Annotated in this window: 13 protein-coding genes; 7 read left to right on the top strand and 6 right to left on the bottom strand. The window is 61.7% G+C overall.

Annotated features, from left to right (window positions below; all coding sequences use genetic code 11):
* Position 1: 1 nt before the first annotated feature.
* The 6 genes from prmA to ACP7B7_RS18325 form a co-directional block, all read right to left on the bottom strand.
* Positions 2–946 (bottom strand): 50S ribosomal protein L11 methyltransferase, encoded by a 945-nt coding sequence (prmA, locus tag ACP7B7_RS18350; protein WP_426077593.1) that lies wholly within the window; start codon positions 944–946, stop codon positions 2–4.
* Positions 943–2,358, bottom strand: a complete 1,416-nt coding sequence (gene accC / locus ACP7B7_RS18345; RefSeq protein WP_308924449.1) for an acetyl-CoA carboxylase biotin carboxylase subunit — start codon at positions 2,356–2,358, stop codon at positions 943–945. Before accC ends, prmA begins: the two co-directional genes overlap by 4 nt.
* A 103-nt stretch (positions 2,359–2,461) precedes the next feature.
* Positions 2,462–2,926: an acetyl-CoA carboxylase biotin carboxyl carrier protein gene (gene accB / locus ACP7B7_RS18340; RefSeq protein ID WP_308924450.1), complete on the bottom strand. Its 465-nt coding sequence runs from the start codon at positions 2,924–2,926 to the stop codon at positions 2,462–2,464.
* A 91-nt stretch (positions 2,927–3,017) separates the two neighbouring features.
* Positions 3,018–3,455, bottom strand: coding sequence for a type II 3-dehydroquinate dehydratase (gene aroQ / locus ACP7B7_RS18335; protein WP_308924451.1), 438 nt, complete (start codon positions 3,453–3,455; stop codon positions 3,018–3,020).
* Between the two features lie 83 nt (positions 3,456–3,538).
* Positions 3,539–4,090: a TlpA family protein disulfide reductase gene (locus ACP7B7_RS18330; protein ID WP_308924452.1), complete on the bottom strand. Its 552-nt coding sequence runs from the start codon at positions 4,088–4,090 to the stop codon at positions 3,539–3,541.
* A gap of 21 nt (positions 4,091–4,111) precedes the next feature.
* Positions 4,112–4,732, bottom strand: a complete 621-nt coding sequence (locus ACP7B7_RS18325) for a hypothetical protein (protein WP_308924453.1) — start codon at positions 4,730–4,732, stop codon at positions 4,112–4,114.
* 112 nt (positions 4,733–4,844) lie between these two features.
* Between ACP7B7_RS18325 and mpl the strand changes: the two genes are divergently transcribed.
* From mpl to ACP7B7_RS18290, 7 genes are all read left to right on the top strand, one after another.
* Positions 4,845–6,221, top strand: coding sequence for a UDP-N-acetylmuramate:L-alanyl-gamma-D-glutamyl-meso-diaminopimelate ligase (mpl, locus tag ACP7B7_RS18320; protein WP_308924454.1), 1,377 nt, complete (start codon positions 4,845–4,847; stop codon positions 6,219–6,221).
* The gene (locus ACP7B7_RS18315; protein ID WP_308924455.1) at positions 6,218–6,802 is read left to right on the top strand and encodes a YqiA/YcfP family alpha/beta fold hydrolase; all 585 of its coding nucleotides are present in this window, start codon (positions 6,218–6,220) and stop codon (positions 6,800–6,802) included. The genes mpl and ACP7B7_RS18315 overlap by 4 nt, the downstream gene beginning before the upstream one ends.
* The gene (locus ACP7B7_RS18310; protein ID WP_308924456.1) at positions 6,799–7,404 is read left to right on the top strand and encodes a chorismate--pyruvate lyase family protein; all 606 of its coding nucleotides are present in this window, start codon (positions 6,799–6,801) and stop codon (positions 7,402–7,404) included. The genes ACP7B7_RS18315 and ACP7B7_RS18310 overlap by 4 nt, the downstream gene beginning before the upstream one ends.
* A gap of 2 nt (positions 7,405–7,406) precedes the next feature.
* Positions 7,407–9,461, top strand: a complete 2,055-nt coding sequence (locus ACP7B7_RS18305) for a ribonuclease catalytic domain-containing protein (RefSeq protein ID WP_308924457.1) — start codon at positions 7,407–7,409, stop codon at positions 9,459–9,461.
* 386 nt (positions 9,462–9,847) lie between these two features.
* Positions 9,848–11,278: a TolC family protein gene (locus tag ACP7B7_RS18300; RefSeq protein ID WP_308924458.1), complete on the top strand. Its 1,431-nt coding sequence runs from the start codon at positions 9,848–9,850 to the stop codon at positions 11,276–11,278.
* Positions 11,278–12,063: an efflux RND transporter periplasmic adaptor subunit gene (locus ACP7B7_RS18295; RefSeq protein WP_308924459.1), complete on the top strand. Its 786-nt coding sequence runs from the start codon at positions 11,278–11,280 to the stop codon at positions 12,061–12,063. The genes ACP7B7_RS18300 and ACP7B7_RS18295 overlap by 1 nt, the downstream gene beginning before the upstream one ends.
* A gap of 34 nt (positions 12,064–12,097) precedes the next feature.
* Positions 12,098–14,406 (top strand): DUF4347 domain-containing protein (locus ACP7B7_RS18290; RefSeq protein ID WP_426077591.1); only part of this gene is annotated, 2,309 nt, incomplete at its 3' end.

Genomic DNA, 14,406 nt, shown 5'->3' with positions numbered 1-14,406 from the left:
CTTATGCACCTTCCGCGCGCGGCGCCGGAGCGCTGGACGCACCCAGGCGGCCGTGCAGGGCCACCCAGCCGTCTTGCTCAGCCCAGACACCGAGCTGGATGAACGGTGCGTAGGCAGCAGCGACTTCCTCGGCCTGGCGCGCCAGCACGCCCGACAGGATCAAGGCACCGCCATCTGCCACGCGGCCGGACAGCATCGGCGCCATCAGCTTCAATGGGCTCGACAGGATATTGGCCACCACGATGTCGAACTTTGCCGTCGCATGCGCCGAGGTGGCGAAGGTGTCTGGCAGGAAGTAGTCGATCTCGCAGCCGTTGCGCTCGGCATTGTCGCGCGCCGATTCGATCGCCTGCGGGTCGATATCGACGCCGGCGACAGTTTCCGCACCGAGTTTCTTGGCCACCATGGCCAGGATGCCGGAACCGCAACCATAGTCGAGCACGGTCTTGCCGGGCGCGGGATGCGCTTCCAGCCATTCCATGCACAGGCGCGTGGTCGGATGGCTGCCGGTGCCGAAAGCCAGGCCCGGGTCCAGCTCCAGGATCAGGCCATCAGGGTCCGGTGCCTCGTGCCAGCTCGGCACGACCCAGATGTTCTTGCCGATGTGAATCGGCGCGAACTGCGATTGCGTCAGGCGTACCCAGTCCTGTTCTTCGACCGGACGAGTGGTGAACGCCGGCGCGTCGGCCAGGCCGATGGCGGCGGCAGCTTCCGCCACGATGGCGGCCTGGTCGGCGTCGACGTCGGTCAGCGCCACCACGCGGCTGCGTTCCCACGCCGCTTCCTTCGGTTCCATGCCGGGTTCGCCAAACAGCGGCTGCTCGGCGTCGGTGCCTTCGTCGGCGTCTTCCACCGAGACCGACAGGGCGCCCGCTTCCATCAAGGCGTCGGACATGGCCTCGGCGTTGTCGCGCGCGATCTCGATGACGATTTCAGTCCAGCTCATGCGCCCGCCTTGATTTCCGATTTCTTGGCAATGCTCGGGGTGTCGCCATGGATGTTCTTGCCCAGGTCCGGCATGTCGGCCAGCTTCTGTTCCAGGTAATGGATGTTGGTGCCGCCTTCGATGAAGCGCGCATCGATCATCAGTTCGCGGTGCAGGGCGATATTGGTGTTGATGCCTTCGACCACCATTTCGGACAGGGCGATCTGCATGCGGCGGATGGCCTGCTCGCGCGTGGCGCCGTAAGCGATCACTTTGCCGATCATCGAGTCGTAGTGCGGCGGTACATAGTAGCCGGCGTAGGCATGCGAATCGACGCGAATGCCGGGGCCGCCTGGTGCGTGCCAGGAAATGATCTTGCCTGGCGACGGCGTAAACTTGAACGGATCTTCGGCGTTGATGCGGCACTCGATGGCGTGGCCCGACAGCAGCACGTCGCGCTGGCGATAGCGCAGTTTTTCGCCGGCGGCGATACGGATCTGTTCCTGCACGATATCGATGCCGGTGATCATCTCGGTGACCGGGTGTTCCACCTGCACGCGGGTATTCATTTCAATGAAATAGAACTCGCCGTTTTCGTACAGGAATTCAAACGTGCCGGCGCCGCGGTAGCCGATCTTGCGGCAGGCTTCGGCGCAACGGTCGCCGATCTTTTCGATCAGTTTGCGCGGGATGCCCGGCGCCGGTGCTTCTTCGATCACCTTCTGGTGGCGGCGCTGCATCGAGCAGTCGCGTTCGCCCAGCCAGACGGCGTTCTTGTGTTCGTCGGCAAGGATCTGGATTTCCACGTGGCGCGGATTTTCCAGGTACTTCTCCATATACACTTCAGGGTTGCCGAAGGCGGTGCCCGCTTCGGTCTTGGTCATCGCCACGGCGTTGATCAGGGCCGCTTCGGTGTGCACCACGCGCATGCCGCGTCCGCCACCGCCGCCGGCTGCCTTGATGATGACCGGGTAGCCGATCTTGCGCGCAATTTGCACGATCGCCTTCGGATCGTCCGGCAATGCGCCTTCCGAGCCTGGCACGCACGGTACGCCGGCCTTGATCATGGTCTGCTTGGCGGACACTTTGTCGCCCATCAGGCGGATCGATTCGGAACGGGGACCGATAAAGACGAAGCCCGATTTTTCGACGCGTTCGGCGAAGTCGGCGTTTTCCGACAGGAAGCCGTAGCCCGGGTGGATCGCCTGCGCGTCCGTCACTTCGGCGGCGCTGATAATGGCTGGCATGTTCAGGTAGCTCAGGGCGGACTGGGCCGGCCCGATACAAACGGATTCGTCGGCCAGCTTGACGTATTTTGCGTCCTTGTCGGCTTCAGAGTGAACTACAACCGTTTTGATGCCCATTTCGCGGCAGGCGCGCTGAATACGGAGGGCGATTTCACCACGGTTGGCAATCAGGATTTTTTCAAACATGGTAGGTTCGCGTATGTCTGTGAGAGCCGGCTAGCCGGCGGAACAACAAGTGTGAGGGGCGTTAAAACTGCAAACGGCCGTTGCCGGCCGTGTGGACAGGGTATCAGCCGATCACGAACAGGGGTTGGCCGAATTCGACCGGCTGGCCGTTTTCCACCAGGATCTGGGTCACGACGCCGGCTTTGTCGGTATCGATTTCATTCAACAGCTTCATCGCTTCGATGATGCACAGGGTGTCGCCTTCCTTGACGGTGGAACCGACTTCGACGTACGCGGCGCTGCCAGGAGCGGAGGAACGGTAGAAGGTGCCGACCATCGGCGACTTGACCACGTAGCCGGTCGGCTCGGCGGCCACCACCACCGGTGCCGCTGCCGGCGCTGGCGCGGCTTGCGGGGCGGTCTGGTAAGGGGCTTGCATGCCTTGTGGCTGCATCATGACCATCTGGTTTTGCGGCATGGCCGACGATTTGACGATGCGAACCTTGCTTTCGCCTTCGGTCACTTCCAGTTCTGCGATATCCGATTCGGCGACCAGGTCGATCAAGGTCTTGAGTTTTCGTAGATCCATGTGAAACCCCTAGGAATGTAATTTGTTTTATAAGTGGTGCGGTGCGGTCGAAAAACCCGTCGCCGCGCTAATTGCGTGCAGATCGCGTAGATTAACGTTTTTTAAGCGCAAAGTCGATGGCAAACCGATATCCATCGATACCCAGTCCGCAGATCGTCCCCTGCGCGATCGCGCTCAGGAATGAGTGATGACGAAACGTTTCGCGCTGGTAAATATTCGAGATATGAACTTCCACGAACGGAATGGCCACTCCCGCCAGCGCATCGCGCAAGGCCACGCTGGTATGGGTCAGGCCACCCGGATTGATGACGATCGCGTCCACCCCTTCCGCTCGCGCGGCGTGGATACGGTCGATCAGCGCCCCTTCATGGTTACTCTGGAAGCATACCAGATCGGCGCCGGCCGCCAGGGCTTGCGCCATCGCCGCCTGCTCGATATCGGCCAAGGTGCTGGCGCCGTAGACCTCAGGCTCGCGCGTCCCCAGCAAATTCAGGTTGGGGCCGTTGAGCAGGAGGAGGTTTTTTGCCATGTATGGAAGACCGTTTTAGCGAAAGTTCCGCATTTTGCCGCCAAAGATACGCATTGGCAAGAGAAAAAAGCACGCTGTCGAATTTACAATTTGGCCAGGTCGGCGCGCAATTGATCGAATTTCAGGCGGCCCAGATAGGTCTTCTTGACTTCGCCATCAGCGCCGATCAGCACGGTAAACGGCAAGCCGCCCGTGGCATTGCCGAAATGGCGCGACAGATCGGTGCCGCTCATGCCCGATACATACACCGGGTAGGCGATCTTGACCTTTTCGGCGAAGGTGGCGATATTGCTGGCCGAATCGATGCCGATGCCGATGATCTGCAGATTTTTTCCGGCAAATTCGCCTTGCACTTCGGACAGTTCCGGCATTTCCTGCACGCAGGGCGGGCACCAGGGCGCCCAGAAGTTCACCAGCAGGTTCTTGCCTTTCCATTGCGCCAGGGCTTGCGTGGCGCCGGCCGCGTCCGGCAGCGACAGCGCATACAGCTCATTGACGGGGCCGCTGGCGCCCGGCGCCATGGTGGTGGTCACGGGCGCGGCCGCTTCCTTGTTCTTGTTCAGGCCCACGTAGGCACCCATGGCGCCGAACAGCAGGGCGACGATGGCACAGGCAATAATGTTCTTCTTGGTCATTTGATATAAATAAAGGTTTTCTTATTCAGTCCGTGGATCGCTCAGCAAGGTACGCAAACCGGCGATATCTGTGCGCAGCAGCCTGCCATCGGCCTTGGGCTTGAGCGCGCCGCGCATGTCGTCGAGTTCGTACATGGCAGCATGCACGCCTTCGTTTTTCCACAGGAAACTGGCGGTCTCGACAGCATCATAACGCGGCCCCTTGAAATGCGGTGTTTCCGACATGTCCAGCACCACGTTTTTATTGAGCAGGAAGATGTGGATATCCTTGGCGCTCTCGGCAAACAGCTGCAGATAGATTTCATCGTGGGGACCAGCCGTGCCATTGAGCACGGGGCCGCTGAGCAGGGGATGAAACTGTTGCAACGCTTCCATCACCTGCAGCGCGATCGTGCGCAGCTGAAACAGCCGCGCCGGCTGGCTGTCGGCCAGGAACAGCGCATTGTACAGGCGCAACTGTTCTTCGATCAGCTCGTTATCGGGCAGCAGATTGGCCCCGCCCGGCGCATCGCCCAGGATTTGCCGCGCCGCCTTGCGCTTGGCGCTGCCATAGTCGGCGCCATCCTGCGCCACCAGGCGGGCGGCGGCGGCGGCAATTTCCAGCCGTAGTTGCCGGTTGTCATCAAAAGCATCGGTCGTCATTCCTGGATCATACTCTGAAGCGGAAAAAACCATGGCGTCGGTTAAAATCCCATACTTGACCTTCGTTCCTTACATTAACAAGCACGCCTTGCGCGACTGAACCACTGATCACATGCATATTCATATCCTCGGCATTTGCGGTACCTTCATGGGCGGCCTGGCTGTCCTGGCCAAGGAAGCCGGCCATAAAGTCACCGGCTGCGATGCCAACGTCTACCCACCGATGAGTACCCAGCTGGAAGCGCAGGGCATCGAACTGATCCAGGGATTCGACCCGAAGCAGACCGAGCTGAACCCGGATTTGTATGTGATCGGCAATGTCGTGTCGCGCGGCAATCCGCTGGTCGAGGAAATCCTCAACCGCAGCTTGCCGTATGTGTCTGGTCCGCAATGGATGGGCGAACATATCCTGCGCAATAAATGGGTGCTGGCGGTGGCCGGCACGCATGGCAAGACCACCACCTCGGCGATGCTGGCCTGGATACTGGAAGACGCCGGCTACGCGCCAGGCTTTCTGATCGGCGGCGTGCCGATGAACTTCGGCATTTCGGCCCGTCTGTCGGGCAAGATGGACGGCAAGAGCGCCGAGTCCGAATTTTTTGTCATCGAAGCCGATGAATACGACACGGCGTTTTTCGACAAGCGCAGCAAGTTCGTGCATTACCACGCAAAAACCGCCGTGATGAACAACCTGGAATACGATCACGCCGACATCTTCCCCGATCTGCATGCGATCGAAACCCAATTCCACCACCTGGTGCGCACCGTGCCCGGCATCGGCCGCCTGATCGTCAATGGCGACGAAGCTTCGTTGCAGCGCGTGCTGGCGCGTGGTTGCTGGAGCGAGCAGGAAAGTTTTGGCGAGCATGCCGACTGGCAGTTGACCGAACAGGAGAACGGCAGCTTCGACGTGCAGTTCAAGGGCAAGCATGAAGGCCATGTGGCATGGTCGCTGACGGGCAAGCACAACCGCAGCAATGCGTTGGCGGCGATTGCCGCCGCGCGCCATGTGGGCGTGCCGATTGCCCAGGCCTGTGATGCGCTGGCCACCTTCGAGAGCGTCAAGCGGCGCATGGAAGTGCGCGGCGTGGTCGACAATATTACCGTGTACGACGATTTCGCCCACCATCCGACGGCGATCGCCACCACCGTCGGTGGCCTGCGCCAGAAGATAGGCAAAAGCGGCCGCATCCTGGCCGTGCTGGAGCCGCGTTCGAACACCATGAAACTGGGCGCCATGAAAGATGCGCTGCCGGGCAGCCTGAAGGATGCCGACCTGGTGTTCGGCTTTGGCAGCCAGCAGGCGCTGGGCTGGAGCCTCGGTGACGCGCTGGCGCCGCTGGGCCAGATTGCCAGCGCCTATGAAGAGATCGATGCACTGGTGGCGGCCGTGGCTGCCGCCGCCCGCCCTGGCGACCAGATCATTGTGATGAGCAATGGCGGCTTTGGCGGCGTGCACCAGAAGTTGCTGGAGGCCCTGGGCCGATGATTTTGTACCTGCATGGATTCCGCTCGTCGCCGCTGTCGATGAAGTCGCGCCTGCTGGCCGCGCAGATGCAGGCGCTGGGCCGTAGCGAAGAATGGCGCTGCCCGCAACTGCCGGCCTCGCCGAAGCTGGCGATCGAATTGGCCTTGTCGCTGGTCAAAGACGTAACCCCAGCCCAACTGACGATTATCGGCTCCTCGCTGGGCGGCTATTACGCCACCTGGCTGGCCGAACAGCTGGGCTGCCGCGCGGTGCTGCTCAACCCCGCCATCGTGCCGCTGCTGGACCTGGAGCAGCATGTGGGCGTGACGACGGCGTTTCATTCCGATGAGCCGTTCGAATTCAGGCGCGACTATATTGATGAGCTGCGCGCGTTTGCCGTGCCGGCGATTTCCCGGCCAGAACGGTATTTCCTGCTCGCCGCCACCGGCGACGAAGTGCTCGACTACCGCGACATGGTGGCGCATTATGCAGGGGCGAGACAAACCATCATCGATGGCAGCGACCATGGCATCAGCGAGTTTGCCGACTATGTGGCGCCAGTCCTGCAATTTTGCGGCATCGGCATGGAAGCCGGCCGGTGAGGCCGGGTTCGCTGCGGCAGGCGCAGTGGCATGCGCATGTCAACGCCGTCAATGCGCCGCCCGCCTTGCGGCACTGGCTGACCGGCGGCGGCTCGCTGACGGCCAAGCTGAAGGCCCATAGCCGGGCGTTTCGCGTGCAGTGTTTGCACCAGGAAACGGCGCGCTGTTTGACGGACGAGGCGGCCATCATCGGCCTGCACCGGGCGGGCAGGGTGTGGGAGCGCGAAGTGCTGCTGCGCTGCGACGGCCAGCCGGCCGTGTTTGGCCACACCGTGGTGCCGATGCAGGCGACGGCCACCGACTGGCCGCTGTTTTCCGCGCTGGGCGAACGCTCGCTGGGCACGACCCTGTTTGGCGACCGCATGGTGCGCCGCGGCGCACTGGAATTTGCGCGCCTGCGCGCCGGCCACCCGCTGGTACTGCGGGCGCAAGCGGCACTGGCGCGCGATGGGCGCCCGGCCGATGAGCAGGCGCTGTTCTTTGCGCGCCGCTGCCTGTATCAGCGCCATCAGGGCCTGCTGCTGGTCACGGAAGTATTTCTGCCGGCGGTGCTGGAATTGGCACCTGCTGTTGCAAATGACACATTAATTAATAAAGCATAACAATGAATCTATTTTTTGAAGAATCCGGCGATTTCAAGGTCGGCACGGTCCTGTCGCAGGCAGGCGAGGCATACCAGGTCGAAATGGCCAGCGGCAAGCGCACCAAGGTCAAAGTCAAGGATGTGCTGCTGCAATATGAAAAGCCGGCCCCGGGCGAACTGCTGGAGCAGGCGAAAACTGTTGCCGCCGAGATCGACCTCGACTTCCTGTGGGAAGTGGCGGGCGAAGAGGAATTCGGCTTTGCCGAGCTGGGCGCCGAATATTTCGGCCATGCGCCGCTGCCCTTCGAAGCGGCCGGCCTGATCCTGTCGCTGCATTCGGCCCCCGTGTATTTCTACAAGAAGGGCCGTGGCCGCTACAAGGCCGCGCCGGAGGCGTCGCTGAAAGCGGCCCTGGCCGGTATCGAAAAGAAAAAACAGCAGGCGCTGGTACAGGCAGGTTATGTGGACGAACTCAAGCAACACCGCTTGCCGGCTTCGATGCAGCCGATGGTGTTGCAACTGCTGTTCAAACCCGACAAGAACACCATCGAATACAAGGCGCTGGAAGCTGCCTGCAATGAACTGCATACCAGCGCGCCGCGGCTGATGCTGGCCACCGGCGGCGTCGCCACGCCGAAAGACCTGCATCTGTCGAAGTTCTTGTTTGAAAACTTCCCGAAAGGCGCCGGTTTCCCCAGCGTGCCCGTGCCATCGGTGACCGCCAAGCTGCCGCTGGCCGAGGTGGCGGCGTTTTCCATCGATGACGTGACCACCACCGAGATCGACGATGCCTTCTCGGTGCAGCCCCTGCCTGATGGCAACGTCAAGGTCGGCATCCATATCGCCGCGCCGGGTCTGGGCATCCGTCCGGACGACGCGATCGACAAGATGGCGCGCCAGCGCATGTCGACGGTCTACATGCCGGGCGACAAGATCACCATGCTGCCGGACGAGATCGTCAACGCGTTTACCCTGGCCGAAGGCACGACCTGCCCGGCGCTGTCGCTGTACGCCACCTTGGACCCGAAAGCCGACTGGGCCGTGGTCAGCACGAAAACGCGCGCCGAGCTGGTGCCGATCGCCAGCAATTTGCGCCATAACCAGCTGGACGACCTGGTCAACGAAGAAACCCTGGCCAGCGGCGAAGGCGAATACCCGCACAAGGCCGACTTTGCCGTGCTGTGGCAGTGGGCCCAGCAGCTGGAACAGGGCCGCATGAAAAAGCGCGAAGGGTTTGGCCTGAAGCCGGAACAGAACAACCGCATCGATTTCAATTTCTATGTGGAAAACGATATCGTCAGCGTGGTGCGCCGCAAGCGTGGCGCGCCGCTCGACAAGATCGTCGCCGAACTGATGATCTTTGCCAACAGTACCTGGGGCAAGATGCTGCACGACCATGGCGTGCCCGGCATCTATCGCAGCCAGGGTGGCGGCACCGGCAATGGCTGGGCGGCAAAGATGCAGGTGCGCATGGTCACCCATGCGGCGCCGCACCAGGGCCTGGGCGTGGATCAATATGCGTGGAGCACTTCGCCGCTGCGCCGGTATACCGATCTGGTCAATCAGTGGCAGATCATCGCCTGCGCCGAGCATGGCGTCACCGCCCCGCTGGTGGCGCCGTTCAAGCCGCGCGACGCCAATCTGTTCGCCATCGTCTCGGCGTTTGACGCCGCGTATGCCGCCTATGGCGACTTCCAGTCGAACATGGAACGCTACTGGTGCCTGCGCTGGCTGGCGCAGGAAGAAGCGCGCCAGGTCGATGCGGTGGTCTTGAAAGACGAGATACTGCGCCTGGTCGACATTCCGCTGGTGATCAAGCTGCCGGGCATGCCATCCGTGGCGCGTGGCGCGCAAGTCACGCTGGACTTGCTGCGCTGGGACGAAGTCGATCTGTCGATCGAAGCGCGCCTGCTGGAGATTGCCGCCGCGCCCGGCGATGCCGCCGCCACCGAAGAGTACGAGGAAGAAGAGGGCGCCGACGCCCAGGCCGAAGGCGATGCCGTCGAGCCTGCCAATCCGGCGGCCGAAGTTGAAATGGCCGAGGCCTCGGCGGAAGAACCTGACGTGCCAAAATAAAAACACCGTTACTTTACAAGCAAGGAAGCCCGGGGCAGTTGACCGGGTTTTTTTTCGTCTGTCACCGGTGAAAAATGCGCTTGATACGTCAACGAGGAAAATATTTCAGTATTGATATGGAAATGTTGTTTTCTGTATTGCCAATAAAATTTTCATATGGAAAATTGCCTAACTACTATCTTTGAAGCTAGGCAGAAATGTTTCATTAAAATATAATTGGCGAGATTCAATATTGCAAAATAGTAAATTGATAGTTCCAAATAAATAATTTCCATCGACAACCTTTCTTGCCGCCTAGATCCCATGCAAAAAAAATCATCGTCCGAGCTGTAGCAGCTTGCGTCACCGTCATGCTGACGGCGTGTGGCACCGTTCAAGTACAACCGTTGACCAGCAATGAGCTGACGGCCCAGACCGCGCTGGATCGCCAGGCGGCAATGGAAGAAGTGCCGCCGGTGGTGGGGGCGTTGACGATGGATGAGGCGATCGCGCGCGCGCTGAAATACAATCTCGAACGCCGCACGCGCCTGATGGAAGAAGCGCTGGCGATGAACCAGCTCGACAGCGCCAGCTGGGACATGCTGCCGCGTTTGATGGCCAACGCCGGCTATACCACGCGCGATGAAGAATTGATCACGCGTAGCGTTGATTCGGTGACCGGCAAGCCATCGCTGGCCAATCCCTATATTTCGTCCGAGCGCAACCATGCCGCCTATGACCTGGGCCTGACCTGGAATGCGCTGGACTTCGGCATGAGCTACATCACCGCCAAGCAGACCGCCGACCGCGTCAATATCGCCGCCGAGCGCCGCCGCAAGGCCATGCACGTGCTGATCCAGGATGTGCGCACCTCGTTCTGGCGCATGGCCAGCGCGCAAAAACTGCGTGCCGAAGTGCAGGAAACGATCAACCTGGCGGAAGACGCACTGAAAGACGCGCGCAAGGCCGAAGCCGAGCGCCTGCGCTCGCCGGTCGATGCGCTGCGCTACCAGCGCCAGTTGCTGGAAAACCTGCGCCTGCTGGAAAGTATCGAACAGGAATTGTCGTCCGGCCGGGTGGAACTGGCGCATCTGATCAACGCACCATTGAGCCAGGTGGTGGAAGTGAGCGACCCGGGTGCGCAAGTCGATGCATCCATGCTGAACATGCCCGTCGAGCGCATGGAAGAGCTGGCGGTGATGCAAAACACCGATATCCGCGAACAGTTCTATAACGCCCGTATCGCCACCGAAGAAACGCGCCGCGTCATGCTGCGCATGTTCCCGAACCTGTCGTTCAATTACGACCTGCGCTACGACAGCGACCGCTACATGATCAACAACCGCTGGAACGATGCCGGCGTGCACCTGTCGTACAACCTGTTCAATCTGTTCTCGGGCCCGGCGCAAAAACGCCTGGCCGAAGCGGGCGTGAAACTGGCGGACCAGCGCCGCATCACGGCGCAGATGACGGTGCTGACGCAGGTGCATTTGTCGCGCCTGCAATACCAGATCGCCTATAAGCAATATCTGCGCGCCGATGAAATCTGGCAGGCCGACGCCAAGATCGCCATGCATATCAAGAATCGCGGCACCGCCGAAACCCAGGGCAAGCTGGAGCAGGTTGCCAACAGCACCACCGCCATTCTGAGCTTGCTGCGCCGCTATCAGTCGCTGGCGCAACTGCAGGCGTCGGCCAGCAAGGTGCAGGCCACCCTGGGCCTGGAACCGGTACTGGGCAGCGTCAGCGACATGCCGCTGGAACAGCTGACCAAGGAGGTCGGCGCCTCGATGGCCGGCTGGAACCAGGGCGTGCAGGCGCCGGCGGTGGCCAAGTGATGGCTGTCGCGCAACTGCGCCTGACGATGCTGTCGCTGGCTGCGGCGCTGGCCGCGCCGGTGCTGGCGGCACCGGCTACCGCGCCGGCGCCGGCCGCGCCGCGCGCGGCGATGGAGCGCCAGGAAGTGCGCGCCCAGCTGGCGCCGCGCCGCTACACCACCATCGCAGCCGAAGTCGGCGCCAAGATCAGCCGCATCGCGGTCACCGAAGGCGGCAGTTTCCGCGCCGGCCAGACCCTGATCGCGCTCGACTGCTCGCTGCAGCAGGCGCAGCGCGAAAAAGCCAAGGCCATGCTGTCGGCGGCCGAGCACACCTATAACGCCAACCGCCGCCTGGAAGAATTGCGCTCGATCGGCAAGGTCGAGCTGGAAGTGTCGGAAGCCGAAGTGGGCAAGGCCAAGGCCGAGCTGGCCTATGGCGCGGCGGTGATCGGCAAATGCAGCGTGCAAGCGCCATTTTCCGGCCGCGTGACCGAGCAGAAGGTGCGCGAGCAGCAATACGTGCAGCCTGGCCAGGCCCTGCTTGAAATCATCGATGATTCCGCGCTGGAACTGGAATTCATCGTGCCGTCGCGCTGGCTGGCCTGGCTCAAGCCCGGCTACGCTTTCCAGGTCGCCATCGATGAAACCGGCAAGACCTATCCGGCCAAGGTGCAGCGCATCGGCGCGCGCGTCGATCCGGTCAGCCAGTCGGTCAAGCTGTCGGCCGCCATCGATGGACGCTTCCCCGAGTTGATCGCAGGCATGAGTGGCCGGGTGGCATTGAACCCGCCCGCAGGCAAATAATCCATTGCAAAAAACCTACTGATAAAAATACGCCATGAAAAATCCAGACCGCATCGTCATTGAAGCTTCCACCACACCAGCCGCGCCGGCCCGCCGTGCGCTCAAGCGCCGCGCTCCGGCGCCGCTGGTGCTAGAACAGCGCATCATGTTTGACGGTGCGGCGGTCGATACCGCCGCCGGCGCCCGGGCTGCCGCCGCCGAGCACGCCGCCGCTGACGGTGCGGCGGCCGAGCGCGCCGCGGCCGAAAAAGCCGCTGCCGAGGTCAAGGTACCGGCGGCGGTACCGCCAGCGGCGGGCGAACAGCCGCGTCATGAGATCGTTTTTATCGAAGATAATGTTGCCAATCTGCAGCAACTGGTGGCCGGCGTGCGCGACGGCGTCGAAGTGGTGGTGCTGGACCATACCCGCGACGGCCTGCAGCAAATGCTGGACGCCTTGAAAGGCCATGCGCCGGTCGATGCGATCCACCTGGTTACGCACGGCTCCGCCGGCCAGATAGAACTGGGCTCGACCATTTCGGGCGCGAACATCGAGTGGTACCGCGACCAGTTCGTGCAGCTGGGCCAGTCGCTGACGGCCAATGGTGATTTGCTGATCTACGGCTGCGACGTGGCCGACGGCGCGGCCGGCCTGGCTTTTGTCGACCGCCTGGCCGAACTGACCCAGGCCGACGTGGCCGCCTCGGTCGATGTCACCGGCTCCGCCGCCTTCCACGGCAACTGGACCCTGGAAGCGCAGCGCGGCGCCATCGAAACGGCCGCCATGGCGCTGGACCGCGCTGGCTGGCAGGGCGAGCTGGCAGTCGATACCGTGTATGACGCCAAGTGGCAGCCATTGAACTTCAATGGAACGATCGGCACTGGCCTGACCAGCATCAGCGGTAGTGGCACAGGCAAGTCGGACGGTGATGTCATGCGCTTCAACAGTGTTATTACCATCGACGGCCAGGCCGTCGATGCGGTGGTGACCACTAAGCTGGATCGCGCCACTATCAGCGCTTACGATTCGATCGACAATCCATCAACCACAGGTGCTGCCTATTTCCAGCCCAATCTGAACGTCACAGCCGGCGGTGGCGGCGCCACGTTTACCATCGATTTCTATAAGGCCGGCACCTATACCGGCGCCGGTACCGGCACTGCCGTCACGTTGCAGAACGTGGCCGTCAACTCCTATGACATCGACGGCGTCAGCTCCAGCAATACCGACCGCCAGTACCAGCAGTTCAAGGGTTTTTCGCGCTATGAACTATCTGTCAATTCACAGCTCGTACCCACCACCCAAACCGACGGTTCGGTCACGTTCCAATATGTAGCAGCAAGCGGTTTTAATAATCCTTCTAGCACGATTACAGGTGATGCCTATCGCGTCAAGGTTTATTATGATTCGATGAGTTCGTTCCAGATTAAATCTGGCAGCAATGCGGTAGGGACGGGAACCCTTGATGGCAGAGCATATTTTGCACTTGACTTCAGTGTAGGTCCTGACTGGAAGGGTGACACCAACAAAGTTGAGACCCCTGCGGCCAATATCAAATACAGCACCACCAACTTCACCGAAGCGGCCGCCAATGACGGTTCGTTTACGATGACGTCGACCATCACCCTGGCCAACGGCAGCTTCAGCGGCAGTGATGGCGCGGCGCTGTCCGGCGTGACGTTTTCCAATACCCCGGCCGGCCTGACGGCGGAAATCACGCGTACCAGCGCCACCACCGCCACCTTGAAATTCACCGGCAACGCCAGCGCGCACTCCAATGCGAATGACATCAGCAACTTCGGCGTCGGCTTCGGCAATGGCGCCTTCAGCGGCGTGGCGGCCAGCGCGGTCACCGGCGCCGCGCGCGCCGATATCGTGGTCGACTTTGCCGACCCCGCCGCCAATAATGCGCCGACGGCATCGGGCACCGCCATCACGACGGCGGAAGATACCGGCAAGTCCGGCTCGCTGCCGGCCGCGACCGACCTCGATGGCGATACCGTCACCTACGGCAAGGGCAGCGACCCGGCGCATGGCACGGTGGTGGTCAACGCCAACGGTACCTACACCTATACGCCGGCCGCCAACTACAACGGCGCCGACAGCTTTACTTACACCGTCAGCGACGGCAAGGGCGGCAGCAACACCTACACTGTGGCGATCACCGTCAGCCCGGTCAACGATGCGCCGACCGCTTCGGGTACTGCCATTACCACCGCCGAAGACACGGCCAAGTCGGGCAGCCTGCCGGCCGCCACCGATGTCGATGGCGATACCGTCACCTACAGCAAGGGCAGCAATCCTGCCCACGGCACTGTGGTAGTCAACAGCAACGGCACCTACACCTATACGCCGGTGGCCAA

This window comes from Janthinobacterium sp. PSPC3-1 (genome assembly GCF_049896105.1).
In the GTDB taxonomy this organism is placed as follows: Bacteria; Pseudomonadota; Gammaproteobacteria; order Burkholderiales; family Burkholderiaceae_D; genus Janthinobacterium.
This window is presented reverse-complemented; position numbering and strand designations above follow the sequence as displayed.

Bases quoted from the DNA above. Each gene is read 5' to 3' on its own strand.
- prmA (WP_426077593.1), bottom strand. From the start codon at position 946: ATGAGCTGGACTGAAATCGTCATCGAGATCGCGCGCGACAACGCCGAG.
- accC (WP_308924449.1), bottom strand. From the start codon at position 2,358: ATGTTTGAAAAAATCCTGATTGCCAACCGTGGTGAAATCGCCCTCCGT.
- accB (WP_308924450.1), bottom strand. From the start codon at position 2,926: ATGGATCTACGAAAACTCAAGACCTTGATCGACCTGGTCGCCGAATCG.
- aroQ (WP_308924451.1), bottom strand. From the start codon at position 3,455: ATGGCAAAAAACCTCCTCCTGCTCAACGGCCCCAACCTGAATTTGCTG.
- ACP7B7_RS18330 (WP_308924452.1), bottom strand. From the start codon at position 4,090: ATGACCAAGAAGAACATTATTGCCTGTGCCATCGTCGCCCTGCTGTTC.
- ACP7B7_RS18325 (WP_308924453.1), bottom strand. From the start codon at position 4,732: ATGACGACCGATGCTTTTGATGACAACCGGCAACTACGGCTGGAAATT.
- mpl (WP_308924454.1), top strand. From the start codon at position 4,845: ATGCATATTCATATCCTCGGCATTTGCGGTACCTTCATGGGCGGCCTG.
- ACP7B7_RS18315 (WP_308924455.1), top strand. From the start codon at position 6,218: ATGATTTTGTACCTGCATGGATTCCGCTCGTCGCCGCTGTCGATGAAG.
- ACP7B7_RS18305 (WP_308924457.1), top strand. From the start codon at position 7,407: ATGAATCTATTTTTTGAAGAATCCGGCGATTTCAAGGTCGGCACGGTC.
- ACP7B7_RS18295 (WP_308924459.1), top strand. From the start codon at position 11,278: ATGGCTGTCGCGCAACTGCGCCTGACGATGCTGTCGCTGGCTGCGGCG.